At 73.2% G+C, this 26,553-nt stretch carries 24 protein-coding genes; 15 read left to right on the top strand and 9 right to left on the bottom strand.

Translation table 11 applies throughout. From position 1 onward, the window contains the following. The first annotated feature begins 26 nt into the window (after positions 1 to 26). The 4 genes from KLI87_RS00115 to KLI87_RS00100 all read left to right on the top strand — a co-directional run bounded on the left by KLI87_RS00115 (position 27) and on the right by KLI87_RS00100 (position 3,155). Positions 27 to 1,109 (top strand): DUF6745 domain-containing protein, encoded by a 1,083-nt coding sequence (locus KLI87_RS00115; protein WP_214615370.1) that lies wholly within the window; start codon positions 27 to 29, stop codon positions 1,107 to 1,109. Between the two features lie 9 nt (positions 1,110 to 1,118). After that, complete coding sequence (locus KLI87_RS00110) at positions 1,119 to 1,574, top strand: hypothetical protein (protein WP_250903441.1); 456 nt, start codon at positions 1,119 to 1,121, stop codon at positions 1,572 to 1,574. Positions 1,575 to 1,684: 110 nt separating this feature from the next. Then, complete coding sequence (locus KLI87_RS00105) at positions 1,685 to 2,812, top strand: zinc metalloprotease (protein WP_214615369.1); 1,128 nt, start codon at positions 1,685 to 1,687, stop codon at positions 2,810 to 2,812. 16 nt (positions 2,813 to 2,828) lie between these two features. Then, complete coding sequence (locus KLI87_RS00100) at positions 2,829 to 3,155, top strand: hypothetical protein (protein WP_214615368.1); 327 nt, start codon at positions 2,829 to 2,831, stop codon at positions 3,153 to 3,155. Between the two features lie 7 nt (positions 3,156 to 3,162). On the opposite strand, the gene KLI87_RS00095 is transcribed toward KLI87_RS00100, so the two are convergent. Next, a complete protein-coding gene (locus tag KLI87_RS00095) occupies positions 3,163 to 3,756 on the bottom strand; it encodes a helix-turn-helix domain-containing protein (RefSeq protein WP_214615367.1) in 594 nt (197 codons plus the stop codon). Positions 3,757 to 3,849: 93 nt separating this feature from the next. On the opposite strand from KLI87_RS00095, the gene KLI87_RS00090 reads away from it, so the two are divergent. Then, on the top strand, positions 3,850 to 4,806 hold the full coding sequence (locus KLI87_RS00090; RefSeq protein ID WP_214615366.1) for an NAD(P)/FAD-dependent oxidoreductase: 957 nt from the start codon (positions 3,850 to 3,852) through the stop codon (positions 4,804 to 4,806). 7 nt (positions 4,807 to 4,813) lie between these two features. Here the strand turns inward: KLI87_RS00090 and KLI87_RS00085 are convergent, their stop codons facing one another. Next, positions 4,814 to 6,400 carry a glycosyltransferase family 39 protein gene (locus tag KLI87_RS00085; protein WP_214615365.1) on the bottom strand — a complete coding sequence of 529 codons (1,587 nt, stop codon included), beginning with the start codon at positions 6,398 to 6,400 and terminating at the stop codon, positions 4,814 to 4,816. A 105-nt stretch (positions 6,401 to 6,505) separates the two neighbouring features. Here KLI87_RS00085 and KLI87_RS00080 point away from each other — a divergent pair, with 105 nt between their 5' ends. Then, positions 6,506 to 7,282, top strand: coding sequence for a hypothetical protein (locus KLI87_RS00080; protein WP_214615364.1), 777 nt, complete (start codon positions 6,506 to 6,508; stop codon positions 7,280 to 7,282). Here the strand turns inward: KLI87_RS00080 and KLI87_RS00075 are convergent. From KLI87_RS00075 to KLI87_RS00055, 5 genes are all read right to left on the bottom strand, one after another. Then, a complete protein-coding gene (locus tag KLI87_RS00075) occupies positions 7,279 to 8,256 on the bottom strand; it encodes an LLM class flavin-dependent oxidoreductase (RefSeq protein WP_214615363.1) in 978 nt (325 codons plus the stop codon). The two genes, KLI87_RS00080 and KLI87_RS00075, sit on opposite strands and share 4 nt — an antisense overlap. 53 nt (positions 8,257 to 8,309) lie before the next feature. Next, positions 8,310 to 9,380 (bottom strand): NAD/NADP octopine/nopaline dehydrogenase family protein, encoded by a 1,071-nt coding sequence (locus KLI87_RS41365; RefSeq protein WP_214615362.1) that lies wholly within the window; start codon positions 9,378 to 9,380, stop codon positions 8,310 to 8,312. 90 nt (positions 9,381 to 9,470) lie between these two features. Continuing rightward, positions 9,471 to 10,691 (bottom strand): RNA polymerase sigma factor, encoded by a 1,221-nt coding sequence (locus KLI87_RS00065; RefSeq protein ID WP_214615361.1) that lies wholly within the window; start codon positions 10,689 to 10,691, stop codon positions 9,471 to 9,473. Beyond that, positions 10,688 to 11,023, bottom strand: a complete 336-nt coding sequence (locus KLI87_RS00060) for a YciI family protein (protein ID WP_156217512.1) — start codon at positions 11,021 to 11,023, stop codon at positions 10,688 to 10,690. The genes KLI87_RS00065 and KLI87_RS00060 overlap by 4 nt, the downstream gene beginning before the upstream one ends. A 10-nt stretch (positions 11,024 to 11,033) precedes the next feature. Then, entirely contained in the window at positions 11,034 to 11,660 is a 627-nt protein-coding gene (locus KLI87_RS00055; protein ID WP_214615360.1) for a dihydrofolate reductase family protein, read from the bottom strand. Positions 11,661 to 11,778: 118 nt separating this feature from the next. Between KLI87_RS00055 and KLI87_RS00050 the strand changes: the two genes are divergently transcribed. After that, positions 11,779 to 13,455 carry an SWIM zinc finger domain-containing protein gene (locus KLI87_RS00050; RefSeq protein ID WP_214615359.1) on the top strand — a complete coding sequence of 559 codons (1,677 nt, stop codon included), beginning with the start codon at positions 11,779 to 11,781 and terminating at the stop codon, positions 13,453 to 13,455. A gap of 7 nt (positions 13,456 to 13,462) precedes the next feature. On the opposite strand, the gene KLI87_RS00045 is transcribed toward KLI87_RS00050, so the two are convergent. Next, complete coding sequence (locus KLI87_RS00045; RefSeq protein WP_214615358.1) at positions 13,463 to 14,551, bottom strand: helix-turn-helix transcriptional regulator; 1,089 nt, start codon at positions 14,549 to 14,551, stop codon at positions 13,463 to 13,465. Between the two features lie 142 nt (positions 14,552 to 14,693). Here KLI87_RS00045 and KLI87_RS00040 point away from each other — a divergent pair, with 142 nt between their 5' ends. The 7 genes from KLI87_RS00040 to KLI87_RS00015 all read left to right on the top strand — a co-directional run bounded on the left by KLI87_RS00040 (position 14,694) and on the right by KLI87_RS00015 (position 24,290). After that, positions 14,694 to 16,091 carry an FAD/NAD(P)-binding protein gene (locus KLI87_RS00040; RefSeq protein ID WP_214615357.1) on the top strand — a complete coding sequence of 466 codons (1,398 nt, stop codon included), beginning with the start codon at positions 14,694 to 14,696 and terminating at the stop codon, positions 16,089 to 16,091. 117 nt (positions 16,092 to 16,208) lie between these two features. After that, a complete protein-coding gene (locus tag KLI87_RS00035; protein ID WP_214615356.1) occupies positions 16,209 to 16,562 on the top strand; it encodes a CU044_2847 family protein in 354 nt (117 codons plus the stop codon). Continuing rightward, the gene (locus tag KLI87_RS39595) at positions 16,525 to 18,369 is read left to right on the top strand and encodes a trypsin-like peptidase domain-containing protein (protein WP_250903440.1); all 1,845 of its coding nucleotides are present in this window, start codon (positions 16,525 to 16,527) and stop codon (positions 18,367 to 18,369) included. Before KLI87_RS00035 ends, KLI87_RS39595 begins: the two co-directional genes overlap by 38 nt. Then, a complete protein-coding gene (locus KLI87_RS00030; protein WP_250903439.1) occupies positions 18,366 to 19,361 on the top strand; it encodes a MoxR family ATPase in 996 nt (331 codons plus the stop codon). Before KLI87_RS39595 ends, KLI87_RS00030 begins: the two co-directional genes overlap by 4 nt. Positions 19,362 to 19,363: 2 nt before the next feature. Beyond that, positions 19,364 to 23,188 (top strand): SAV_2336 N-terminal domain-related protein, encoded by a 3,825-nt coding sequence (locus tag KLI87_RS00025; protein WP_250903438.1) that lies wholly within the window; start codon positions 19,364 to 19,366, stop codon positions 23,186 to 23,188. A 143-nt stretch (positions 23,189 to 23,331) separates the two neighbouring features. Next, positions 23,332 to 23,754: a hypothetical protein gene (locus tag KLI87_RS00020; RefSeq protein WP_156217520.1), complete on the top strand. Its 423-nt coding sequence runs from the start codon at positions 23,332 to 23,334 to the stop codon at positions 23,752 to 23,754. A gap of 32 nt (positions 23,755 to 23,786) precedes the next feature. Beyond that, positions 23,787 to 24,290, top strand: coding sequence for a DUF1269 domain-containing protein (locus KLI87_RS00015; protein WP_156217521.1), 504 nt, complete (start codon positions 23,787 to 23,789; stop codon positions 24,288 to 24,290). A 61-nt stretch (positions 24,291 to 24,351) separates the two neighbouring features. Here the strand turns inward: KLI87_RS00015 and KLI87_RS00010 are convergent, their stop codons facing one another. Next, positions 24,352 to 25,290 (bottom strand): sulfotransferase, encoded by a 939-nt coding sequence (locus KLI87_RS00010; RefSeq protein WP_214615354.1) that lies wholly within the window; start codon positions 25,288 to 25,290, stop codon positions 24,352 to 24,354. Between the two features lie 338 nt (positions 25,291 to 25,628). Between KLI87_RS00010 and KLI87_RS00005 the strand changes: the two genes are divergently transcribed. Beyond that, on the top strand, positions 25,629 to 26,553 hold a 925-nt coding region (locus KLI87_RS00005; RefSeq protein ID WP_214615353.1), incomplete at its 3' end, for an acyl-CoA dehydrogenase family protein.

Genomic DNA, 26,553 nt, shown 5'->3' with positions numbered 1-26,553 from the left:
GGAAGGGACCGCGGCACCGTCGTCCGGTGACCGTGACAGCGCGGCGGGAAGCCGCGAAGATCCGTGCGGAATGGCTGGACGCGGCGTTGTCCGCGGAGCCCACCGACCGCCCCACCGCCGAAGCCGCCATTTCCCGGCTTTACCGCCTGATCGGCCTTCCGCCGCCGCGTTTCCACTGGGCGGCCTCGCCCGTGACGGCGATGGAGACCGTCCCGCCCGGTATGCGCTCGCGTGCCGCGCCACGCTTCCGCGACGTGGACGAATGGCCGATCGCGCGCATGCTCCGCACCGCGCAGGCCGAACTCACCGTGGACCTGAATTCGCGGCTCCCCTGGACCCCCGAGGCGGCGGAGACGCTGGCCCGCCTGGAGGTGCGTTTCCCGATCGCGGGATCGGTGCGGGCTTCGCTGGGAACCGCGCTGCTGACGGCGCAGAGCCCGTCCGCGTTCACCAGGAGTGCCTGGAACTCCGTGCTGAACCCGGAGTGGACGGCCTACTACGACGCCCTGCGCAGAATGTCTGGAAACAGATTCACCGCCGATCAGGGCGCACGTCTCGATCTGTGGGCGGACGTGCTCCGCTCATGCGGCCCGTGGTGGCCGCACGAGAATTTCTGCATCGCCTCCGAAAGGCCCGTCGCCCTCCACACGGAGGTGTCGGGTGAGAACGGCGAGAGGCGTCCGCATCGCGCGGACGGGCCGGCGCTGCGTTACGCCGACGGATGGGAGATGCACTTCTGGCACGGGACGCCCGTCCCCGCCTGGGTGGTGGACGAGCCGAGCGTCCAGCGGATCGAGCGGGAGCCGAACGTCGAGATCCGGCGCTGCGCGATCGAGAACCTCGGCTGGGCGTCCTACATCGACCAGGCCGGGCTGAGGCTGGTCGCCTCCGCCGCCGACCCGGGCAATCCGGGGTCGGAACTGCGCCTCTACGACCTGCGGCGGGAGACCCGGGTGCTCCTCGCCGTCAACGGGTCCGTCGAACGGGACGGGCGCCGCCGCCGGTACGGGCTGACCGTGCCCGGCTCCCTCGACGATCCGATCGCGGCCGCCGCCTGGACCTACGGGCTGTCGGCCGCCGAGTACTCCCTGCTCGCCCGCCGAACCTGAGGTGATGACATGACCGTGACCATGACCGAGGCCGAGACCCTCGCGTCCCTGCTGACCAAGACCGACCTCGCCGCGCTCGACCATCTGGAGCGCTCGGCGGTCATCCCCGTGGTGGCCGGGCTCCAGGCCCAGGGCGACCTGATCGTCGTCCCGCTCCCCATGATCGCGGACTCGGTGCGGGTGCGCCGGGACGCCGGGTGGCGGGAGGTGCCGGCCACGGGCGTCGAACTGCTCCGGAGCGCGGCGGGCGGCAACCCGCACACGCTGGTGGCCGAGCCCGGCACCTGCTGGTGGACGGCCGGGGTGTCCGACTCCGTCGGGCTGGCGCTCGGGGTCTTCGAGACCTCGGGCGTCGCCTACCTGATGCACCCCGAGCACGGTGCGAGCGGGTGCGCGCCCGGGAGCTACGTCGTCCGCCGCCAGCGCGAGCGCGACGGCGGCCGGATGCGCGTGGTCGCCGACTGAGCGATGAGCGCGCTGGAGCCGGGATTTGCCCTCTATGGGGCTTGTCATCGGAAGCGCGGTGGTAGGTAAGGGGCGTCGTGGTCCGTCAGCGCGACCGAGAGGCAGCGACCATGACTGAGACCAGCCATTTCCCGGCACCGACGCGTGATCTCTGCGGGACGATGCACGTCCACCGGAGACTGCTCAACAACAGCATGACCTACCGCGCCCAGCGCGCTCGCATCGAGAACCGGGCGCTCCAGTACAAGATGGGACGGCGCGGCGCGGCCCGCGACGAGGTGATCACGATCCCCGTCGTCGTCCACGTGGTGCACCACGCGAAGGTCCCCGAGCAGAACATCGACGACGACCAGATCCGCAGCCAGATCGACGTCCTCAACCGGGACTTCCGGGCCGCGAACCCGGACGTCTCCCAGGTTCCGGAGGTGTGGCGGCCGCTGGTCGCCGACGCCCGCGTCGAGTTCCGGCTCGCCGAGCACGACCCGCTGGGCGGCGCGACGGACGGGATCGTCCGGGTCGAGACCGACCAGGACGGCTTCGACACCGACGACGCCGTGAAGGCCGCCGCGACGGGCGGCGCCGACCCGTGGCCGAGCGACCAGTACCTGAACCTGTGGGTCTGCCAGCTCGGCGGCGGGCTGCTCGGCTACGCCCAGTTCCCGGGCGGGCCGCCGCAGACCGACGGCGTGGTGATCCTCTACACCGCGTTCGGGACGACCGGCGCCGCCGCGGCCCCCTACGACGGCGGGCGCACCGCGACGCACGAGATCGGCCACTGGCTCGACCTCCTGCACATCTGGGGCGACGACGACGGCGCGTGCGCCAGCGACGACCGCGTCCCCGACACCCCGAACCAGGCCGACTCCAACGCGGGGACACCGTCCTTCCCGCATGTGACCTGCGACAACGGACCCAACGGCGACATGTTCATGAACTACATGGACTACGTCGACGACCGGGCGATGTTCATGTTCACCCAGGGGCAGAGCGAGCGGATGGACGCCTGCCTGGAGGGGGCCAGGGCCTCGTTCGTGGTCGCCCACCACACCGGCGCGCCGGCGGCGCAGCCCGCGGCCGCGCAGCCCGCGCCGGCGAAGGCGGCGGCGGGCGCCGGCGGGAACGGGCACGCCGAGGGGCCCGTCGAGCGGCTCCTGCACGACACCGAACGGCTCACCAAGGAGGTCCTCGACGAGATCCACGACGCGCTCGGCCTCGTCACCGGCCGGACCGGCACGTGAGCGGGGAGGAGGGCGCGTGAGCGCATCCCAGGAGGCGCCCCGCGATGTCACGGGCGCCTGGCTGCACTCCTTCGAGGAGGACACCGAGACGGAGGCGGTGTACCGGCCGTCCGGGCACGCGTTCCGTCCGGCGCGGCGCCCGAGGCGCGGCCTGGAGTTCCGCCCGGACGGGACGTTCGTGGAGCGCCGGGCGGGCCCCGACGACCGGCGTGTCGGGGTCGAGGGCCACTGGGAGCGGCGCGGCGCCGACCGGGTCGCCGTGTCGTTCCCCGCGGGTGGGCGCCCGCCGTTCGAGATCACCGTCCTGTCGCGGACGGCGGACCGGCTCACGATCGCGCGCTGACCCCGGGTCAGCGCCTGCGGCGGGACTCGGGGGCCGCGCGCAGGTGGACGCGCTCGCCCTGGCGGCCGAAGAGGCTGAGGATCTCGGCGGGCTGGTCGCCGCCGGGCCCGAACCAGTGCGGCAGCCGGGTGTCGAACTCGGCGGCCTCGCCCGGCCCCATGATCAGGTCGTGCCCGGCGACGATCAGCCGGACCTTCCCCGACAGGACGTACAGCCACTCATACCCCTCGTGCGTGAACATCTCGGGGACGCTCTGGTCCGGCGGGATGATCGACTTCCACGCCTGGAGGGGGCCGGGCTGGCGGGTCAGGGGGATGTGCGTGCGGCCGTGGACGCACCGGGCCTGGAACCGGACCCGGGGGTCGCCGACCTCGGGCGCGCCGACCAGCTCGTCCAGCGGCACCTGGTGGGCCTGCGCGATCGGCAGCAGCAGCTCCAGGCTCGGCCGCCGCCGGCCCGCCTCCAACCGCGACAGCGTGCTCTTGGAGATGCCCGTCGACTCGGCGAGCGCGGCGAGCGTGACGCCGCGCTCGGTGCGCAGCCGCCGGAGCCGGGGCCCGACGTCGGCGAGCGCCTTGGTGATCGCTGCGGCGTTGTCCATGTCCCCATTCCACCCCCGTTTCCCAGAAATGGCAACAGAAGTTGTCGTTCCCGGCGACCGGGAGGCACTGTCGTGGGACGGAGGTGATCGCAGATGTACGACGTCGTGGTGATCGGCGGGGGAGCCGCCGGGCTGAGCGCGGCGCTGGTCCTCGGACGTGCCCGCCGCCTGGTCGCGGTGGTCGACGGCGGGGAGCCGCGCAACGCGCCGGCCGCGCACATGCAGGGCTACCTGTCGCGGGACGGTATGTCCCCGGCGGCGCTGCTGGAGGTGGGCCGCGCCGAGGCGGCCGGGTACGGGGTGCGGGTGATCGACGCCCGGGTGGACCACATCGAGCCCGGGTTCGACGTCCACCTGACGGGGGGCGGGTCCCTGCGGGCCCGCCGGATCCTGGTGGCGACCGGCCTGCGCGACGAACTGCCGGACATCCCCGGTGTGCGCGAACGCTGGGGCAAGGACGTGCTGCACTGCCCCTACTGCCACGGCTACGAGGTCCGGGACGAGCCGCTGGGCGTCCTCGGCACCGGCCCGCACGCGGTCTCGCACGCGCTGCTGCTCCGGCAGTGGTCGGACGACCTCGTGCTCTTCCCCCACCGGACGGAGCTGACCGGCGCCGACCGGCAGCGGCTCTCCGCGCGCGGGGTGCGCGTCGTCCCGGGGGAGGTCAAGCGCCTGGTCACGGACGAGGGCCGCCTCAGCGGCGTCGAGCTCGCCGGCGGCGGGACGGTGCCGCGCACGGCGGTCTTCCTGGCCTCGCGCATGGTCCCCCAGGACGGCCTCCTGGCCGCGCTCGGATGCGAGCGCGCGGACGGCTGGGTGCGGACGGACCCGTCCGGGCTGACGAGCGTCCCGGGAGTGTGGGCGGCGGGCAACGTCCGCGACCCGCGCGCGCAGGTCGTCACCGCGGCGGGCATGGGGTCGGCGGCGGCGATGGCCATCAACCACGACCTCACCGACGAGGACGTCGAGGCCGCCCTCGCCCCGTTCTCCGCGCGGGCCGAGGCGGCCAACTGCGCACGGGTCGCGGCCGACCGCCGCCACGGGCTGTGACGCGCGTTCAGCGGCGGAAGATCGTGATGGAGTGGCCGACCTCGTCGACCGGCCGGCCGTCCCTGAGCAGGGCGGTCAGCCGGGGGTCGGCCTTGGCGACCCAGCTGTCGGACACCACCAGCAGCCCCCGCACCCGGTCGGGCGGCACCAGGAGCGGGTCGCCCGCGTGGATCCCGTAGTAGGACGGGACGCCGCTGCCCTTGTAGGCCAGCCAGACCCGCTCGTCCGGATACCGGGTGCGGAGGCGGTCGGCGAGCCGTCCGAGGTCCTGGCCCCAGTCGACGTTGGAGTCGTGCAGGCGCAGATGGGTCCTGGACGGCCCGCCGAACGCCTCGTTGGAGTACGGCAGGTAGTAGGGGAACGTCCGCAGCGAACTCACCGCGACGAAAAGCACCAGCACCGCCGTGATCCAGCGCAGGCGGGGGACGGTCACGCACGCCGCCGCCGCGACGGCCAGGAACATCGGAACGAAGATGACATACCGGACGCCGAGATCCCGCGACCCGGTCATCGCCACCGCGAGCAGCACGGCGGCGGGCAGGAGCAGAGGGAGCGCGGCACGGCGCAGCACCCCGACCCCGACCGCCCACAGCGCGAGCATCCCCAGCGGCGTCTTCACCAGCAGTGCCGCGGGCAGGTAGTACCAGAGTGACCCGCGGTAGTGGCGGCCGAGCAGGAACCCGTCCCAGGTCGAATCCTCGAATCCGAACTGGACGCGCATGCCGTCCCGGTACGGGCGCGGGAACGGCATGAGGTCGACGAGGAGGCCGCGCGGGCCGCCGATGTCCGGCACGCCGGGTGGTGCCGTCCAGCGCAGCCGCGGGTCGACGGCCAGGTAGCACGCCCACACCACCGCGACCGTCCCGGCCAGCATGCCCAGGGCCGCTCCGGCCCGTCCCCGCCAGGAAGGCCGGGGGCACGCGGCCAACGCCATCAGCACCGGAACCGCCGCGAGCATGCTCATCTTCGTCGCCGCGGCGGCGCCCAGCGCGGCCGCCGCGAGCGGCAGGTAGGGGAGGGGACGCTCGCGCGCCCGCCGCAGCGTCCACGCCGAGGCCAGCAGGAACCCGGACGCGGGGACGTCGAGCGTCGCCAGCGACCCGTGCGCGATGACGTCCGGCGAGAACGCGTAGAGGGCGAGCGCGACCAGCCCGCCGGCCCGGCCGGTCAGGTCGGCCGCGAACGCGAACACCACCAGCCCGAACAGCAGCGTCAGCACGATCATCGGCAGCCGCGCGGCGAGCAGCACCCGCCGCGCGTCGTTCCCCGACTCATACAGCAGGTGGCGACCGGCGGCCTCCTGCGTCCCGGTGAACCCCTCGTCCAGCCGGGGCCTCGCGACCGCGAGCCCCGCGCCCATGACCAGCTTGCCCAGCGGCGGATGCTCGGGGTTGGGGCGGAGGCTGTGCTCGCGCTGGTAGACGGCGGCGGCGCCCACGTACACGGGCTCGTCGATCGTCGGGGTCTGCTGGAGCGCCGCCGTCACCATCGCGGCGGCCATCTCCGCCAGCAGGGCCGCCACGCACACCACCACGACCCAGCGCCGGAGCGCGGGCGGCGGGGCCGAGGGGGGCGCCTGGTCCGGCGAAGTCACCGAATCCGGCGAAGTCACCGCCCCACTTAACCACCGCGCCGGGAACCCCGGGGGCGGGCGGCCCGTCGAACGTCGCGACGATCACCGTTGATGGGAGTGCCCGCCGTGCCTGTGAAGCTGGAGATGTCCGACCCCGAGGACCTGTGGGCGGAGGCGTCCGCCCTGGCCATGCTCACCGTCGGGACCGAGGGGTTCGGCGCGACCGTGTACCCCGACGGCGCGCGCGGCGACGACGTCGGCAACGGCTGGCACGGGATGAGCTGGATCGGCGGCGGGCGGGCCGTCCTGTACGGCTACGACGTCGACGCGAGCAAGACCCGCCACCAGGTGCCGCCCATGGACCTCCTGGCGGGCGGGCCCGACTGGCTGCCCTGGGAGTGGCTCTCCGAGATGATGCGCCGGGAACAGCTGATCCAGTACGTCTTCTGGTGGGACGGCTCGTCCTGGGGCCGCACCGACTACCCGGACGGCCTGCGCGACGGCGGGTACGGCGACACCAGGCGCGACGACCAGGTCGAGGACGCGTTCCTGGCCTTCGCCGAGGACCCCAAGGCGGCGCGGGAGGCGTTCGAGGACCTCATCCGCGCCGCGCGGGCGCGCACCGTCGACCGGGCCGTGATCGACGCGCTCCAGCGCCATCTCGACCCGGAGAACTTCGACATCGAGCCGGACGAGCCGTTCGACACCGACGCGATGCTCGCCGTCGCCGAGCGCGCCGGGGTCACGCCCGGGTCCGCCCGGCCCGAACTGCCGCCGGGCCGGGGCGAACCGGCGGACCGCCGCGTATGGCTGCTCGACCACCTCCGGCACTGGAGCCTGTTCGAGGAGCGCCAGCTGACCGAGGGCATTCCGCCGAACCTGTGCTGGTCGCCGGGGTCCTAGCGGCCCGCGATCGCCTCGCCGATGATCTCCAGGGCGAGCGAGGTGTCGGGGCCGAGCTGGCCGGAGAACGAGACGGCGGTGTGGCCCGCCGCCTCCAGCCGGTCCAGGCCCGCGCGCAGGTCGTCCGCGTCCCCCGCGGCCATGAACAGGTCGAGGGTCCGGTCGCTGATCTCCGCGAGCCGCTCGGTGGCGCCGTCGCGCTTGGCCGCCCGCGCCGCCTCGATCTCCGACTCCGGCACCTCGTGGAAGGCCAGCGGCGCCCCGAGGTGCGGCAGGAACGTGGCGAGCAGCGAGCGCGCCTCGCGCCGCGCCAGCTCGCGGTCGGGGTGGACGAACGTCCAGTTCTCGGCGACGAACTGGACCTCGTCGGCGGCCCGCCCGGCCTCCTTCGCGCCCGCCTCCATGTGCTCCTTGAGCAGGGAGGCGTAGCCCGGGTGCCACTGCGCGGCGGCGCGCAGCCCGTCGCAGTGCGCGCCCGCGAGCCGCGCGCCCTTCGGGCCCATCGCGCCGAGGTACACCGGGACGCGGCGTCCGGTGCCGAAGTGCAGCTTCGCGTCCTTCCTGAGCTGGAACACCTCGCCGTCGTAGGGGCCGCCGCCGCCCTCGACCAGCGTGCGGATGACGTCGACGGCCTCGCGCAGGCCGTCGAGCGTCGCCGGGTTCGTCCGGCCGACCATCTCATACATCGAGCCGCGGCCGAGGCCGAGCACCGCGCGGCCGCCGGACAGCTCGTCCAGGTGCGCGAGGTTCGCCGCGAGCTGCACGGGATGGCTCAGGTAGGGGTGGGTCACGTTCGGGCCGACCAGCACCCGGGACGTCGCGCGCGCCATGTCGCACAGCACCGGCCAGACCGGCCGCCGGAACAGGACGTCGTGGAGGGAGACGTCCTCGAAACCCAGCTCCTCCGCCCGCGCCGCGAGCACCGGGTAGGCGTCGAGCGGCAGGTTCCCGTGCAACTGTAGGAAGTACTCCATGTCACTGCTTTCCCGGCACGGCCGCGGGGGCGGCGTGCCGCGTCGTCCGTCGGCTAGTTGGGGTTCACTCCGTGCGGCACGCCGGTGCGCGCCGCCTCGCGGAGGTGGTCGAGGTCGTCGGTGCCGAGGAGGGCCGCGGCCCGGCCGGGGTCGAGGAGGTCCTCGCCGAGCGCCGCGCCGAGCAGGGTGAGGATCGCGGCACCGACCGGGGCCGCGACCCCCGCGAGCCGCGCCAGCGCGACGTTCAGCACCAGGCCGCGCCGGACGTCCTCGTGGACGTAGCGGTGGTCGAGGCCGACGGTCTCGCGCCAGAGGCCGGAGGCGAGCAGCCGCTCCTTCGCGTCCGGCGGGTACATCGAGGTGTCACGTTCCAGGTAGTAGTCCTCCAGCGGCCAGTGCGGTCCGGGCAGGCCGAGGGCCTCGCGCAGCGCGACGCGCTCCGCGTCCAGCGCCCGGGTCGTCGCGAGGACGGCGGGGGACGTCCCGTCCGCGTGGATGTCGAACCGGTCGGCGAGGTTCTGGATCGCGCCGAGGTTGTGCGCGATCAGCGGCGGGTGGATCACCGGGCCCCAGTTGGTGAGCGCCGCGTCCAGCCCGTCGGAGATCCGGACGGCCGCCGGGTAGGCGGCGGCGAACCGCGCGTGGCCCTCGTCCGCCAGCGCGCCCGTGCCGGGGATCGCGCCCACCGGCAGCCGGGTCGCCGTCACCGGGATGGCGACCTCGCCCGGCGCGGTCACGCGGGTCAGGTACGGGAGCGTTCCAGTCTCCAGGAACGCGACGTCGGGCCGCAGCCGCGCGCCCTGCCAGGTTCCGAACGTCCCGGGGGTGAACGCCACCGCCTGCCCCGGCTCCAGCACCGGCGCGAGCGCCGCCAGCAGCTCGGGCTGCGCGGACGCGGGCACCGGCGCCACGACCAGCCCCGCCCCGCCGACCGCCCGCGCGAGGTCGTGCGTGACCAGCGCGGGCGTGACCGTGCCCGTCCGGTCGTGCGTCCGGTACCGCAGCCGCCCGCCGGACGGGAACGCCGCGCCGCGCCGCCACCACCGCACCTCGTGCCCGCCCAGCGTGAGATCGACGACGGCCGCGTGCGCGCCGTTCCCCCCGCCCAGCACCGTCACGATCACCGTCGGCCCTCCCCATCCCCGATCACGGGCATTCCTTGATCACGGGAGCCATCTTCCCCTGTGCGCGGCGGATCGTGCGACCGGCCCCGATCATTTCGTTTCGGCTAGGCGGCGGAGGAGGAACGCGCGTTCCGCTTCGTTGGCCGTCAGGGCGAGCGCCCGCTCGTAGGCTTCCGCCGCGTCCCGGGCGCGGCCCATCCGGCGCAGCAGGTCGGCCTTGACCGCCGGAAGGTAGCGGTACCCGGCCAGCCGCCCGTCCCGTTCGAGCGCCTCGACCTCGGCCAGCGCGGCGGGCGGCCCGCCGACCATCGCGACCGCCACCGCACGGTTCAGCGCGACCACCGGGGACGGCCACACCCTCAGCAGCGCGTCATAGAGGACGAGGATCTGGTCCCAGTCGGTGTCGGCGTAGGCCGGGGCGGTCGCGTGCAGCGTCGCGATGGCGGCCTGCAAGGTGAACCGCCCTGGGTTCCCGCTTCTGAGCGCGCTCACCACGAGGGCGTCGGCTTCGGCGATGGACTCCTGGTCCCAGGCGGAGCGGTCCTGCTCTTCGAGGGGGAGGAGGCGCCCGTCCGCCGTGCGTGCGGCGCGGCGGGCGTGGCCCGCGAGCAAAAGCGCAAGCAGGCCCCTCACCTCGCTCTCGTCCGGCATCAGGGCGTGCAGCATGCGGGCCAGGTCCACCGCGCGCCCGGCGACGTCGTCCCTGGTCAGCGTGGCTCCGGTCGGGGCGGTGTGGCCGGTGGTGAACTGCAGGTGGATCGCGGTGAGCGCCGCGTCCAGCCGGTCCGGCAGCTCGTGCGCGGCGGGCATCCGGAACGGGATCCCGGCCTTCGCGATCTTCTTCTTCGCGCGGGTGATCCGCGCGGCCATCGTGGCCTCCGGCACCAGGAACGCCCGCGCGATGTCGGGCGTCGCGACCCCGCAGGCCAGCCGCAGCGTGAGCGCGACCCGCGCCTCGACCGCGAGCGCCGGATGGCAGCACAGGAACACGAGCCGCAGGCGGTCATCGCCCGCTCCCGGCGCGGCGTCCCGCTCCGGCTCGACCAGCAGCGGCAGCTTCGAGCGCAGCGTCCGCGCCCGGCGCAGGACGTCCAGCGCGTTGTGCCGGGCGGCGGTCGTCAGCCAGGCCCCTGGCCGACCCGGCACGCCGTCCCGCGTCCACTCGGCGAGCGCCGCCACGTAGGCGTCCTGGACGCACTCCTCCGCGAGGTCGAGGTCGCGGGCGACGCGCACCGTCGCGGCGAGCACCGTGGCCCACTCGCGGCGGTGCGCGCCCTCGACCGCCCGCCGGGCCGCGTCGGCGTCGCTCACCCCGTCAGCAGCGGACGCACCTCGACGGCGCCGTCCATGATCGGCAGCAGCCTCCCGATGGCGACCGCCTGGTCGAGGTCGGCGGCCTCGACCACGAAGAACCCGGCGATGACCTCCTTGCTCTCGATGAACGGCCCGTCGGTGACCAGCCCGCCCTTGCGGATCGTCCGGGTCGCCGAACTCGGCTCCAGCGCCTGCTCGTGGACGACCCGCGCGCCCATCGCGGCGATCCGCTCCCCGGCCGCCAGATTGGCCTCCATGACCTCGGGCGGGATGTCGGCCGCGCCTCCGGGAAGCTCCGCCTCGTAAATCAGGATCGCGTACTGCGGCATTTCCGCTCCGTCACCAGTTACCGGTCTCCGGCCCCATGGCCCCGTACGCGAGCCCGCCCACCCGCGTGTACGTGCAGGCTATGACACCGGTGCCGAACGTTGTGGCGTTCTCCAGCCTGAGGCCCGCGGGAACCGTCCCTTCCGCGAACAGCCGCTTGCCCTTCCCGACGAGGACCGGAAAGACGAGCACATGGAACTCGTCGACGAGGTCGTTCCGAATGAGCGTCTGGACCAGTCCGCCGCTTCCGTGCACCTGGATCTCCCCGCCGTCGTCCTCCTTGAGCTTCCGGACCGCGTCGGGGACATCGCCGTCGAGCAGCGTCGAGTTCTGCCACTCGACGCTCCGCAACGTCCGGGACGCGACGTACTTCGGCATCGTGTTGATCTTCGCGCCGATCGGGTCGTCGTCCTCGGCGAGCGGCCAGGTGGACGCGAAGTCCTCATAGGTCCGGCGGCCCAGCAGCAGCGCCCCCGCCCGCGCCGTGACCTCGGCCATCAGCGTGATGATCGCGGGCTCGAAATGGGGGGCGCCCCATCCGCCGTGCTCGAATCCGCCGTCGTGGTCCTCCTCGGGCCCGCCGGGCGCCTGCATGACCCCGTCCAGCGAGACGAACGTCGTCACCAGCAGTTTCCGCATTGCTGTCTCCTCGGTCGAGGGCGCCCCGGTCGGGCGCCCGCACCCACACGGCGAACGGCGCCGTCCCGAATCGACGACTTCGCCGCCGCGTTTCGAGAAATCGCGGCACGATGTCGGCATGGACCGGCAGACGGTGACCGAGCGATCCATTCAGGAGCGGGCGGGCTCGGAGGCGTTCAACCGGGGGCGCGTCTATCTCGGGCAGGGACGCGTCGAGGACCTGTCGGTCACCGCGACTTCCGCGACCGCGACCGTGGACGGCACGCGGCCCTATCGCGTCCGGCTCGAACTCGCGCACTCGCGAATGGCGGCCGAGTGCTCCTGCCCGCAGGGAGGCGAAAGCGCTTTCTGCAAACACTGCGTCGCGGTGGCCCTCGCGTGGGTGGCGGAGGCGGGGCCACTGCCGCTCCCGGATGCCGCCCCTACGCCGGAACCCGAACCAGAACCGGAGCCGGGGGCCGGTGACGCCCGGTTGCGCGCGTTCCTCGCGACGCGGGACACGGCGTGGCTGGTCGAGGAGCTGATGCGCGCGGCGGCGGCCGCCCCGCTGCTGCGGTCCAGGCTGGAGGTCGCGGCGGGGGCCGAGGTGGCGGACGTCCTGGACGTCGAACGCCTGCGCCGCCGCCTGACCGGCGCGATCGAGGCCGCGTTCGCCGACCCCGACGACCCGGAGGACCCGGACGACCTGGACGAGGCCCTCGCGGAGGTGTCCGAGCTGATCGACACCGGTTTCGCGCCGACCGCCGTCGAGCTGACCGAGCACGCCATCGACGTGATCGTCTCCCATCCGGACGCCTGCGCCCTCGATGAGTTCCTGCTCTCGTCCGTCCGGCGGCTGCATCTGCGGGCCTGCGCGGGCGGCCACCCCGACCCCGCCGCCCTCGCCGACCGCCTGGTCGACCAGGCGCTCGCGGCCGGCGAGTGCGGCGAGCTCTTCCCCGACGCGCTGCCCGACTATGCCGAGGCGCTCGGCGAACCGGGAATGGCCCGCTACCGGGAACGGGTCGCCGAAGCCTGGGAGGCCGCCAAGGCGGAGGGAACGGACGCCGCCGAGGCGGTCAAGCGGTTGCGGGAGCGGCTCGCCGAGGCCGAGGGCGGCGCGGACGCGCTCATCGCCGTCCTGACGGAGACCGAGCCGTCGTATGAGGACCTCCAGCTCATCGTGCGGGCGCTGGCGTCGGAGGGCAGGGACACCGAGGCCGTCGCATGGGTCACGCGCGGCCTTGAGGAGTACGAGTACGGTGTCGACCTGCGCGAGCTCGGCGCGGAATGCCTGCTGCGGGCGGGCGACCGCCGGGGGGCCGTCGCGATGCTGTGGCCCGCCGTCATCCAGGGGCCGACCCTGGCGAGGTACCAGGCGCTCGCCGAGGCGGCGGGCGACCACTGGCCGCGATGGCGGGAACGGGCGCTGACCCTCCTGAAAGAGACCGTCAGCGGGCGGGACGATCTGATCGAGATCCTGCTCTGGGAGGACGACGTCGATGGGGCCTGGCGAGCGTCCCAGGGGATCAAGCTCTATGAAAGCCTTCACCTCAGGCTGGCCAGGGCACGCGGGGCGACCCATCCCGCCGACGCCGTTCCCGTCCTGCTGGCGCGGGCCGACCAGGAGATAGCGCGCACCGGGAAGTACGCCTACTCGCGCGCCGCGAGCTTCCTCGCCGAAGCGCAGCTTCTCGCCGAGCAGGGCGGGGAGGCCGAGAAGGAGAGGTTCGTCCAGCACATGGCGCGGCTGCGCGCCGAGCACAAGCCCAAATACTCGCTGCGGCGGTATCTCGACCGGGCCCGGCTCCCCTGAGCCGGGCTCAGGGCCCGGGGTGGGCGCGCGGCCAGTAGTGCTCGGCGAAGAGGCGCGCGACCAGCTCCCCCCGGCTCGACACGCCGGTCTTCTCGAACACGGTCTTGAGGTGGTCGCGGACGGTGTGCGGCGAGATGAACAGCCGCTCCGCGATCTCGCCGGTGGACAGCCCGCGCGCGACATGCCCGGTGATCTCCAGCTCGCGCGGGGTCAGCTCGTACGCCTCGGCGACGATCACCACCAGGTCGGACGCGGCGGCCGGTTCGATGACCAGCGCGACCGGGCCGGGCCGCCCGTCCACGCCGGTCAGCGCCGAGGCGTGGCAGACGAGCCAGCTCCCCTCGGCGGTCCTGACGCGGACCCGGGCGCCGCCCCGGTCGCGGCCCCGCGCGATCGCCCTCGCCTGGAGCGCGGTGCCGATGACCCAGATCGGCAGCCGCACGCCGAGCGCCGACGGCACGGAAGGGCCTTCCGGGACGCGCGCGAGATGCTCCCTGGCCTCGGCGTTGATCGACGTCGCCTCCCCGGACGGGTCGAACAGCACCAGTCCCGGGCTGGGCGCGTCGGGCAGCGGCTCGGCTCCCGCCGGGCGGGCGAGGCGGCGCAGCCGCGCGGCCAGCGGGCCCGAGAGACCGGCGACGACGTCCACCTCGTCCGGCGCGAAGGCGCCGCCCGCCGAACGGAACAGGCTGACCACCGCCCAGGGGCGCCCGCCGGCGCGGAGCACGGCGCGCAACTCGTCGTGGACGCCCTGGCCCTCCAGCAGCCGGCGGAAACGCGCGCTGCGGCCGGGCAGGTCGCCGGTGGCGGCGCGCAGCCCGGCGGCGGGCACGGCGGCCCGCGCGAGGTCGCGGAACGGGACGACGTTCTCCTCCAGGATCTCGCTCTCCCAGTAGTCCGCGCACCGGTCGCGCCCACCGAGGCCCTCGACCAGCATCGGCGCCGTGACCAGCCCGGTCTCGGGGTCGGTGGCCGTCCAGACCGCCGAGTCGAACGGCACCGTCCGGCGCAGCCGCGCCGACGTCCCGCGGAACAGGTCCTCGGCGCTCGCGGCCCGGTCGAGCCCCGCCGTGAGACCGGCGCTCCGTCCGCCCATGGGCCCTCCCCGCGATCCGCACACGCGCCCAGCCTGCGCGTTCGTCCCCTCCGCGCCAACCCCCCAATTGAGGGGGAGATTCCCGGAAGGTCCCCCCGGCGGGGGGATGGGGGCCGCGCCCGCGCGCGGCGACGCTCAAGCCATGGACATCGCCATCATCGGCGGCGGCGCCGCCGCCACCGCACTCTTGGACGCACTCGCCGCCTGGCCCCCCGGCACCGGAACGGTCACGGTGTTCGAGCCGTCCCGCCACCTGTGGCGGGGCCGCCCCTACGCCCCCGACCTCGAATCGGTGCTGGTCAACGCCCCACCCGCGATCATGTCGATCCGCTCAGGCGACCGCGACCACTACGGCGCCTGGCTCGGGACGCGCGGCGCCGCGCACATGGACGAGCGGTTCGGGAAGCCGCTCGTCCCGCGCGCCCTCTACGGCGAATACCTGGAGCAGACCGCCGAGAAGGCGCTGGCCCGGCTGCGCGAATGCGGCTGGCGCGTGAGCGTCGTCTCCCGCCGGGTGGTCGGCGTGACGCGCGCGCGATCCCTCACCGTCCACACCGACGACGGACGTGAGCACACCGCGGACCAGGTCGTCCTCTGCGTGGGCGGCGGCCGCCCGCACGACCACTACGGCCTGAAGGACGCCCCCGGATTCGTCGGAGACCCCTATCCGCTCGCCCGCACGCTGACGACGATCCCGCCGGAGGCGGACGTCGCGATCATCGGCAGCGGGCTGACGGCCGTGGACGTGGCCGTCTCGCTCGCCGCCCGGGGCCACACCGGACGCATCAGCATGGTGTCGCGGACGGGAATGCTCCCCTACGTCTGGCAGCGCCCGCTCAACCACCGTCCGCGCCACGTCACCGCCGATCACGTGAAAGCGCTCCCCGACGTCACGCTCGACGCTCTGGTGGAACTGCTGCGGACCGAACTCGCCGAGGCCGGGGAGGATTTCGACGAACTCATCGCCGATATCCGAACGGCTCCGTCCGAAGACCCCGTCCACCGGTTGCGGCGCCAGATCGCACTGATCGACGCGCCGGAGATCGGACGCCGCGTCCTCCAGGAAACGGCGCACTCCGTCGGCCCGATCGCGTGGCGACGGCTCAACGAGCGCGACAAGGACCGCCTCCGCGCGGGGTTCCGCGTCGCCACCGGGCTCGCGTCACCGATGGTGCCGGTGAACGCCGTCCGGCTGCTCGAACTGCTCGACTCCGGGCAGCTCGACATCGTCCGCGGCGTGACGGGAATCGAGCACGCCGACGGGCGATTCCGTGTGCACGCCCGCGATACCGCGAGAAGCGCCGCGCGGGTCGTCAACGCCGTGAACCCGCCGCCCCACGCGCTCCCGCAGGACGCGTCCGCCCTGGTCGGCAGCCTGGTCGAGGGGGGAATGGCGGCGCGGCACCCGGCGGGCGGCGTCGTCGCGTCCGACCCGCGCGTGCATATCGTCGGCGATCTCGCGGGGGACGGGTCCTTCATCACGTCGGGAATTCCGGGGGTGGCGGCCCAGGCCGCGGCCGCCGCCCACCGCATCGCGTAGCGGGCGGCCGGATGTGGACGAACGGGCGAGTGAAGGCGTGCGGCCGTCGCCTTTCGCTTGCCGTCCCCCGGGTTCCGGGACAGGCTTTTCACCGGACGGCGAAGGGGGACACGGCGCGTGGGCGAAAGCAGAACCGTCGAGTTGGAGTTGCCGGAGGGCGGGAGCGTTCTCGTCCGCGCCGAACAGGTGGACGGCGGCGGCCGGGGCGGGCCCGCCAACATCGGCGTCAAGGAGGCCCTGTCGTTCTCGGCGGTCGGCTCGGCCCTGCGCGGCGTCGCCGCCGAGGTGCACCGCGCGGTCGCGGCCGTCCGGCCGGACGTGGCCGAGGTCGAGTTCGGGCTGGAGATCGCGGTCAAGAACTCGAAGGTCATGTGCCTGCTCGTCGACGGGGAGACCAAGGCGACCCTCAAGGTCCGCCTCGAATGGAACGCGAATGGGAAATCCGATCGGGGCGGGTCCGCTCCCGCGTGACGGCGCGGCGGCGAAAGCGCTCACCGACGCCCGCACGGGTATCGCCCGACTGCTGGACGCCTGCGTCGTACTGATCCCCGCCGGTGGTCTGCGCGGCGGCAGCGGCTTTCTTGTGGCTCCCGGTGCCGTGCTGACGTGCGCCCATGTGGTCGCGCGCACGGAGGACGGCGCGACCGCGTGGGCCGCGCGCCAGGCGGAGTTCCACTGGAACGGCGGCGTCTATTCGGGGACCGTCCGCGCCGTCCCGGAATATCGCGGCGACGGCGACCTGTGGGCCCATCCCGACCTCGCGCTGATCACCTGCGACGGCCTTCCCGACGGGCACCCCTACGCCTGGCTCGATGACCGCCTGCCCAACGACCACACGCGGCTGTACGCCACCGGCTACAAACCGACCTACGGCGCGATGGAGGTCGGCGGCGTCTGGGTGGACTACGACTCTCCCCATGACGTGTTCGGGCAGCCGAAACTGTCCATGTCGAAAGGCGAACTCGCGCCGGGAATGTCGGGCGGGCCCATTCTGGACCCGGCCACCGGCGCCGTCTGCGGCATCCTGACCACCGCCCGCGAGCCGGACTCGCCCTACGGCGGCCTCGGGACGCCGATGAGCGCCGTCCGGGAGCGGTTCCCCGAGATCTGGGCGTCTGGCCGGCCGCCGCGGGACGCCCGCTGGCGGGCCTTCCGCGACGAGCTCCTCGCGCGCGAGCGGTTGCGGAACATCGGCGTCGAGTCGCTCCTGGCCGTCCTCGCCGCGATGCCCGAGGAGCACTACGACCTGCTGTTCGACCGCGTCTTCGACGGTCTGCGGCCGCTGCCCGAACGGCCGCTGCGCACCCCGGAGGACCTCATCGACGAGGTCGCCGACTCGGTCCCGGCGGCGGGGCGGCCGCACCCGCTGGAGCGCCTGCGCGCCGAGGCGACGGCGTTCGCCGAACGGCCGCCCGGCCCGCGCGCGGCGCGGATCGAGATCCACCTCAGCCCGGCCGGGCACGACGTGCGGAAACTGCTGCTGGCGATCTGGAGCCACCGCGTCGGCTCCGAGCGGTGCGCGGTGCTGGAGCACTGCGACGACACGGCGATGCCGATCACCGACGTCCGCGAACGGCTCGCGACCGTGCTGGTCGAGGTGATGCGGCGGCTGGGCGGCGACGACGCCGCCATCGAGGACCTCGTCGTCGAGTTCGTCATGCCGTTCGAGTTACTCGGCGGACGCGACGGCCACGACGCCGTCGACGAATGGTACGTCGGCAAGCCCTACCGGCTGCTCGGCGTGCAGTTCCCGGTCATCGTCCGGACCTGCGACCGCCCCTACGACGCGCTCGTGCACTGCCGCCGCCGGTGGCGCAGCCTCCAGGAAAGGCCGCCCGTTCTGCGCTGGGCCGACTGCCGCGCGCGGGACAGCCTCGAACAGCTCTACGCGTCATTCCAGAACTCCGAGCCGCACGCCATGCTGATGGTCGGCTACCTGCCCGGCGACGGACGCCGCAGGGAGGTGCTGGAGGCCGCCTTCGACGCGGGCCTGCCCGCCGCCATCTGGCGCCGCACCCCCTGCGAGCTGGACGGCCGGACCTGCGGGAAGGACGGCGAATGCGCCGTGGCGGCCTTCCAGAAGGCGATCTCGGACCGCTTCTCCGGCCGTTCCTTCATCGAACTCCCCGGCCTCATCAGGACACTGCGCGCGGAGGCGCGGGCGCAGGCGCGCGACGTCGACCACTGCGGCAAGGCCCTCACCGTGCTCTGGGACGACCCCACCCGGCCAGACCCCAACGGCGCGGCGCTGTCCGCCCCCCAAGGAGCGACCCGTTGAACGACGACTGGCGGATCTACGAGGGGACCGGCTCCCCGCACGACGGCATCGACCGCCTGCCACCGGCCCTGTCCTGGCGGCGGTTCGAGGGAGAGGTTCCAGGCGATGCCGTCCCGCCGCCCGAATGGCGGCCCGGCGACCGCGACCGCGCCCGCCACTTCCTGCCCAATCAGACGACCGTCGACCTGACGAACGCGGCCCTTTATCTGCGGCGCCCTCTGCTTGTGACCGGACAGGCGGGGGTGGGGAAATCGACCCTCGCGTTGTCGATCGCACACGAACTCGGTCTCGGGCCCGTCCTGCGGTGGCCCATCACCAGCCGTTCGTCGTTGAAGCAGGGCCTCTACACCTACGACGCCATCGGACGGCTCCACGATGTGAACCTCAGGGAGCAGGCCGCCCAGTCCGACATCGGGCGCTACCTCACGCTCGGGCCGCTCGGCACCGCGCTGCTTCCCCGCGAGCGGCCGCGCGTCCTGCTGATCGACGAGATCGACAAGAGCGACATCGACCTGCCGAACGACCTGCTCACCATCTTCGAGGAGGGCGAGTTCGACGTCCCCGAGCTGGTCCGCGTCGCTCCGGACCGGCCGCGGGTGCAGGTCACCACCGCCGACGGCGCGGGCCGCCGGGTGAGCGTGAGCGGCGGCCGGGTGCGCTGCGCCGCCTTCCCGGTCATCGTGCTGACCAGCAACGGCGAGCGCGAGTTCCCGCCCGCGTTCCTGCGCCGCTGCGTCCCGCTGACGATCTCGCCGCCCACCCGCGAGCAGCTCGCGAACATCGTCCGCGCCCGACTCGGGGAGGAGATGGAGAACACGGGCGAGGACCTGCTGGCGCGCTTCGTGGAAAGGCAGCAGAACGGCCGCGAACTCGCCACCGACCAGCTCCTCAACGCGGTCTACTTCCGTTTCGAGGCGGCGCGCAGGCAGGGCACCTGCATCGAGGACGTCGCCGAGAAGCTCATCGAGCACCTGCGGACGGCGACGGACTGACCATGGCGTCCATCGAGGATCTCCTGGCCGCGCTGGAGGCGCTCGGCGTCCGGGGCACCGACCGGGAGATCGCCGAGACCCTGTGGCTGGCCGAGCGGTTCGGCCCGGCCGCGCCCGCGGCCCGGCGCGCCCGCGATCCCCACCCGCCCGCCGAGCCGCCCGAGCCCGGCCCCCCGGCGCCGCCCCGCCCGCCGCTCGGCGAACCCGCCGGGCCGCGCCCGGTCGAGAACCGCGTCGCGCTCCACCCGCCCGAGCCCGCGCCCGAAGACGCCGCCCGCGCGACCGGACGCGCCGTGGCCGCCCGCGCGCCCGCCGTCACGCCGCTGCCCCAGGGCCTCGACATCCTGCGGGCGCTGCGCCCGCTCAAGCGGCGGTTCCCCTCCGCCCACGCGCTCGTGCTGGACGAGGACGCCACCGCCGACCGGGGCGCCGACGAGAAGGTGCTGCTCCCGGTGCTCGTCCCGGAGCCGCGGCGCTGGCTCGGCCTGTCGCTCGTGGTCGACACCGGGCCGTCGATGGAGGTGTGGCGGCCGCTCGCCCTCGAACTGCGCCGGCTCCTGGAGACGCTCGGAGCGTTCCACGACATACGGCTGTGGTACCTGCGGCGGCAGCCGGGCGGCGGGCTCGGCCTGCACGCCGGCCCGGGAGCCGGGACCGCGCCGCGCAGCGCCAAGCAGATCATCGACCCGTCCGGGCGGCGGCTCACGCTGGTGCTGAGCGACTGCGTCGGCGATATCTGGCGCGACGGCGAAGCCCTCACGGTGCTGGACGACTGGGGACGCCACGGGCCGGTCGCGCTCCTGCAACCCTTTCCGCAGCGGCTCTGGCAACGGACCGGGCTGAACCTCGCCCCGGCCCGTTTCAACGCGTGCGAGGCGGGTGTGCCGAACGTCCGGCTCACGGTGGAGAGGCGCGGCCGTCGCCCACCCACGGGCGATGTCCCGGACGGGCGGGGCGTTCCCATTCCCGTCCTCGAAATCGAACCGGAATGGCTCGCGCCCTGGGCGAGACTGATCACCGCGAACGCGCCGGGCGGCATCGACGGCATGGTCGCCTGGACGCGTCCCGTCGCCCGGCCCGCCGAAGCGGAACCGCCCGGCCTCGTCGTCCCGGGCGATCGCGACGCGGCGCCGGAACAGCGGGTCGCGGCGTTCCGGGCCGCGTCACCGCAGGCGTACCGGCTCGCCGGATACCTGTCCACGGTGCCGCTGTCGCTGCCGGTGATGCGCCTCGTCCAGCAGTTGACGCTGCGCGACAGCCGTCCGTCCCACCTCGCCGAGGTGCTGGACAGCGGCCTGCTGCACATCGTCGGCGAGGCCGCCGCGGACCCCGACGAGACCCGCTACGCCTTCGACGAGGGCGTCGCCGAGGTGCTCCAGTGCACGATCCGCCGGTCCGAGGCCGTCCGGGTCATCGAGGAGGTCAACGCCTTCGTCACCGCGCGGCTGGGGCAGCCCCGCGCGACAGGCGCGCTCCTGGACGCGCCCGGCGGGGACCGTGCCTTCTCTCCGTCCAGCAGACCGTTCGCCGAGTTCTCCGCCGACCTTCTCGGACGCCTCGGCGGCGACTACGCGGAACTGGCCAGGCCCCGTGTCACCGCGGCCCCGCGAAAAGCCCCGCGAAGCCTGGTCGAGCACGTGGACGTCGTGGTCGTCGGCTCCGGATTCGGCGGCTCCGTCGCCGCGTACCGGCTGGCCGAGGCGGGCCGTTCCGTGGTGCTGCTGGAACGCGGCCGCCCTTACCCGCCGGGCGGTTTCCCCCGCTCGCCGGATGAAAGGGACAGGGCGTTCTGGCGGCCGGACGCGCGGCAGTACGGATTGTTCGACATCTGGACCTTCGACGGCGGAGACTCGATCGTGGCGGCGGGCCTCGGCGGCGGTTCCCTGATATCCGCCAACGCCATGCTGCGAAAGGACGAGCGCTGGTTCGAGTCGTGGCCGATGACGCGGAACGACCTCGACCCGCATTACGACGCCGTCGAGCGGATGACGGGGGCGACGCCCTACCCGTTCGACCGAGCGCCGTTCGACTTCACCTCGAAGACGCACGCGATGCGGGACGCCGCCGCCGAACTCGGCCTCGACTTCACGCTCCCACCGCTGGCGGTCAGTTTCGCCCGCGAACCGGGCGCGACGCCGGGCCTCAGCCTGCCCATCGTCAACCGGGAGTTCCCAGATCTGCACGGCCGCCCCCGCCGGACCTGCAAACTGTGCGGCGAATGCATCATCGGCTGCAACGAGGGCTCGAAGAACACGCTCGACTTCACCTACCTCTCGGCCGCCGCGCACCACGGCGCCGATCTCCGCACGTCCCACGAGGTGAAGGGGATCCGCCCCCGGCCGGGCGGCGGATATGAGGTCGATTACGTCCACCACGTCGAAACGGGGAGGAAACGCCCCCGGATCCAGACGCTGTCATGCGACAGACTGGTGCTCGGCGCGGGCACATACGGGACGACGTTCCTGCTGCTGAAGTCCCGAGCCGCCTTCCCGGGCCTGAGCGATGCGCTCGGCACCCGGTTCGGCGGCAACGGCGACCTGCTGACCTTCTTGCAGAGGACCAGGGACCACAGCCGGATACGACCGCTCGACGCCGGTCGCGGCCCCGTGATCACCAGTGCGATCCGGGTCCCGGACGGCCCCGGCGGTGTTCCCGGCGCCTATATCGAGGACGGGGGCTATCCGGGATTCGTCGACTGGCTCGCCCAACCCGCCGACAACGAATTCCAGCGCGCGGTGAAGTACCTGGTGGGCAATCTCACCGACCTCTTCAGGCGCGAGCCGGCTTCTCGCCTCGCCCGGGAGCTGTCGGAGCTGATCGGCGACGGCGCCCTGTCCGCCGGTGCGCTGCCGCTGGTCGGCATGGGGGACGACGCCGCCGACGGCCGGCTGCGGCTGGAGCGCGGGCGGCTCGCCGCCGACTGGACGGCGGAAGGCGGCGAGGCCCATTTCACCCGGCTCCGCCAGACGATGCAGCGTATGGCGAATGTCCTCGGCGCCGAGTACGCCGACAATCCCGCATGGTTCCGCCCCCGGATTCTGACCATTCACCCGCTGGGCGGCGCGCCCATGGGCCTGCATCCCGGCGTGGGCGTCTGCGACGCCTACGGTGAGGTCTTCGGATATCCGGGCCTCTACATCGCCGACGGCGCCGCGATGCCGGGCGCGGTCGGCCCGAACCCGGCCCTGACCATCGCCGCCCACGCCGACCGCATGAGCACGCGCATCGCCGAATCGTCCCCGGCCCGGGTGCTCCCCGCGGCCGGACCCGACGCGACCTCGCTCTCGTTCACCGAGGAACTGCGGGGCTATTTCACCTACGGGAAGACCGAACCCAGGGCCGGTGAGAGGTCGGCCGCACGCGAACGGATGAAGGTCAGGCTCAGCGCCGTCATCGACGACACGAGACGCTTCCTCGGCGAACCGGGGCAGCGGGCTCCCGCCACTGGACGGGTGGAGATCGGCGGCCAGAGGTTCGCCGTGGAGGGGACCCTCACGCTGGATTCCGAGAACGGCACCGAAGATTCTCCGCAGTTGAAATACCGCCTCCATGGCGTCGACGGGGAAGCCGCCCACCGCACGGTGGTCATCCTCAGGAGCGCCTCGAACCTTTCGTCGGGACAGCCGGTTCGGATCTGCCTGGACCCGGCAGAGGGGGAGGACCACGCTCAGATCATCGGGGCGGGAATCCTGTACGTGGAGGCCGAGGACTTCGTGCGGGATCTGATGGCCTTCCGGACGAGCGGCCCCCGGGGCATCGAGGCCATGAGCCGTGTCGGAAGCGTCCTGTACGGAAACCTCTGGGAGACCTACGGTCCGACCGAGTGACGCCGGTCCACCGCGGCCAACTTTCGCAAAAGCCCTGGTCAATTGGGTATTGATCGTGGTTTGTCCACGGTCGGCTCCGGACATGTGGGGCTTTGTGGGCATTAGTCCGTGGGACTTGTGGCCATGGACGAGGGGAGGTTCCGATGACCAGCAGGGCCATGCACGACCGCACGCAGGCGCACCACCCGCATCGGACGTCCGGTTGGCTGACGTTCGCGGGCACGCTGGCCATGGTGGTCGGCGCGTTCAACGTCATCGACGGGCTGGTGGCGCTGTTCAACGACGACTACTACCTCGTCGCCCAGAACAAGATAATGGTCTTCAACTTCACCGCCTGGGGATGGTTCTGGCTGATCCTCGGCGCCATCCAGGTCGTGGTGGGCCTGAGCATCCTGACCGGCAAGTTGTGGGCCCGCGCGACCGGGGTCCTGTTCGCGGTGCTCGCCGCGATCGGGCATGTCGCCTTCCTGCAGGCGTACCCGCTGTGGTCGGTGCTGACCATCGCGCTGTGCGTCCTGCTGATCTACGCGCTCACCGCGCCGCCCGCCGGAGCGACCGGGGCCTAGGCGCGCGGTGAACCGTCAAATGGGGGAAATCCATGAGTGACCTGATCGCCGTCGCCTACGACGACCTGCCCGCCGCCGAGCGGGCGCGCGACAAACTCGTCCAGCTCCAGAAGGAGCACGTGATCGAACTCGCGGACCTGGTCGTCGTCGAACGCAAGGACAACGGCAAGGTCAAGCTCCACCAGGCCCGGAACCTGACCGCCGGAGGGGCGCTCGGCGGTGCCGCCTGGGGCGGGCTGATCGGCCTCATCTTCTTCATGCCCCTGCTGGGCATGGCGATCGGCGGCGCGACCGGGGCCGCGCTCGGCGCCGCGTCCGACATCGGCGTGGACGACGCCTTCATGCGGGACCTCGGTGAGCACCTGGTGCCCGGAGCGGCGGCGGTGTTCGTCCTGGTCGACAAGCGCAACCCGGACAAGGTCATCCCCGAGATGGCGCCGCTCGGCGGGCGGATCCTGAGGACGTCCCTGTCCGACGAGGCGGAGCAGCACCTGCGGGACGCGGTCAAGGCGGCCCGCACGCCGCAGCCCGCCTGACCCCCTGCCGGCGCGAAGTCCCGGGCCCCGCCGAGAGCGGAGCCCGGGACCTCACGGCGCGTCACATGTAGCCGAGGTGCCTCGCGAGCCTGCCGATCTCCTCGACCATGGCCTGGGGGAGGCCGGTGAACGCCTCCCGCGGGCGGGCGTCGGGCAGGGACGGCGGGAACGTCTCCGGTGAGCGGAGAAAGCCGAGGTCCTCGCCGTAGGCCGAGTCGTCGTCCCCGGCTCCGGCGAACACCCATTCCTGCGTGGGCTTCATCAGGGCGACGTCGCCGCCGTCGAGCCCGAGCCAGTCGAGGACGCCGGGCAGGTGCGAGGCCGGGTCGGCGAGCACGTCCTCGGCGCGCAGGCCGATCCAGCGCCCGGTGGGAAGCGACGCGAGCGCGGACACCGCCCGCAGATGCCCGCGATACCAGGCGGACGCCCCCCGCTCCAGCAGCTCGCTCTCGCCGTCGGACGGGAACAGCTCACGCCACTGCTCGCGCATCGACCGCGCGGTGGTCACCGGATGCCGGACGAGATGGATGTACCGCGCGTCCGGGAACGCCGCGAAACAGCGGCGGAGCCCTTCGGGGTGCATCAGCGTCTCCGTCGACTTCTCGACCGCGATGCATCGTTCCAGGCGCGCGCCCAGGTGATCGAACAGGCGCGGGGTGGGCCAGTCGCGGCGCTCCTCAAGCCATTCGCGCGCCCGCTCCACGGCGGGCGCGTCCTGGCGGCCTTCATGGATCTCGGCGACCGCGCGGAGCGGGCCGCTCAGCCGGGCCTCCACCCGGCTCTTGGGGAGGTTCGGACGGCGCGTCGCCTCGTCCAGCAGTTCCGCGACGGTGGTCGCGCCGAACAGCAGCAGTTCCGGGAATCCGTAGATCCGGTCGTGTCCGGAGAGCATGGCGACAAGTGAGGTCGAGCACGAGCGTGCCGGGGCGAGGACGAACACGGGGCTCTCCCGGGTCCCGCGGTCTTGGGCGTGGCCTTCTACAGGGGTTGGCGCAGGCATGACGGCTCCTCGGCCCGCCGCTCCATCATGTGGGCGGCCGGGCGGTCGGGCGAGCGGATCGGGGTGGGTCGAGCTCGTCGGGGGCGGGATGGGCCGTCCGGCCGCCGCATTGGATCGGTGGGGGTGGGGGCGGAGGGCCGGGATCATGACCCACTCGCATCGTAGGCCGACCGCCCCGGTTTCGGGGGCCCTCTGGCCGATGCGGGGGTTTCGGCCACCGGAGATTCGGCGCATTCGGGAGGATGCCCGGCCCGGCCCGCGGATGGAACCGTCGTGTGTGGCGGTGCGGGGCGCCGCCGGTCGGTCGTCGTTCGTCGGGGTCGTGCGAGGAGGATGCGATGTTGGCCAGGGATGTGGTGGGTCAGGAGGAGTTGGTCGGGCGTGCCGGGGAGGCGGCGCGTGCGGCGGGTGCGTTTGTGGGGTGGTCGGATCGGCATGGCCGGCTGGCCGATGAGCAGATCCAGGTGCTGGCGGAGGCGGGGATCTTCAGGCTGCGTGTCCCGGCCCGCTTCGGGGGTTTCGAGGCGGACACCTCGACGTTGGTGCGGGTGGGTGCGGAGTTGGCGGCGGTGGATGGGTCGTTGGGGTGGACGGCGCAGGTGTATTGGATTCCGACGTGGATGGTGGGGTTGTTCCCGGAGAAGGTGCAGGAGGAGGTGTTCTCGACCCCGGATGTGCGGGTGTGCGGGACGCTGAGCCCCTCGGGGATGGCCACGCGGGTGGATGGCGGGATCGTGGTGAATGGGCGGTGGGGGTTCATCACGGGGGCGCATCATGCGCAGTGGCAGGAGATCATCGCGGTGGTGGTGAGTGCGGAGGCCGAGCCGCAGCCGGTGATGGCGCTGGTGCCGATGTCGGATTTGCAGGTGGCCGATGACTGGGACACCTACGGTCTGCGGGGGACGGGGAGTGTGAGTACCTCGGCCACCGATCTGTTCATCCCCTCCGAGCGCGTGGTCCCGTTGGGCGCGGTGTTGGAGGGACGCACCGGCACGGAGGGCGCGGCGATGTACCGGGCGCCGTTGGTGCCGGTGGCTTCGGCGTCCTCGGTGGGGGTGGCTGTCGGTCTGGCGCGGGCGGCGCGGGATCTGTTCGGGGAGCGGTTGCCGAACCGGAAGATCACCTACACGGGGTATGACCGGCAGGGGGAGGCGCCGGTGACGCATCTGCGGGCGGCGCGGGGTGAGCAGTTGTTGCAGGAGGCGTCTTTCCACGCCCGTCGTCTGGCGGATCTGGTGGATGGGGGTGCGGCTTCGGGTGCGC

The sequence above is a fragment of the Actinomadura sp. NEAU-AAG7 genome (assembly GCF_018603865.1).
GTDB classification, from domain to species: Bacteria; Actinomycetota; Actinomycetes; order Streptosporangiales; family Streptosporangiaceae; genus Spirillospora; species Spirillospora litoris.
The sequence above is the reverse complement of the archived record's forward strand: the minus strand, read 5'-3'. Positions and strand labels throughout refer to the sequence as shown.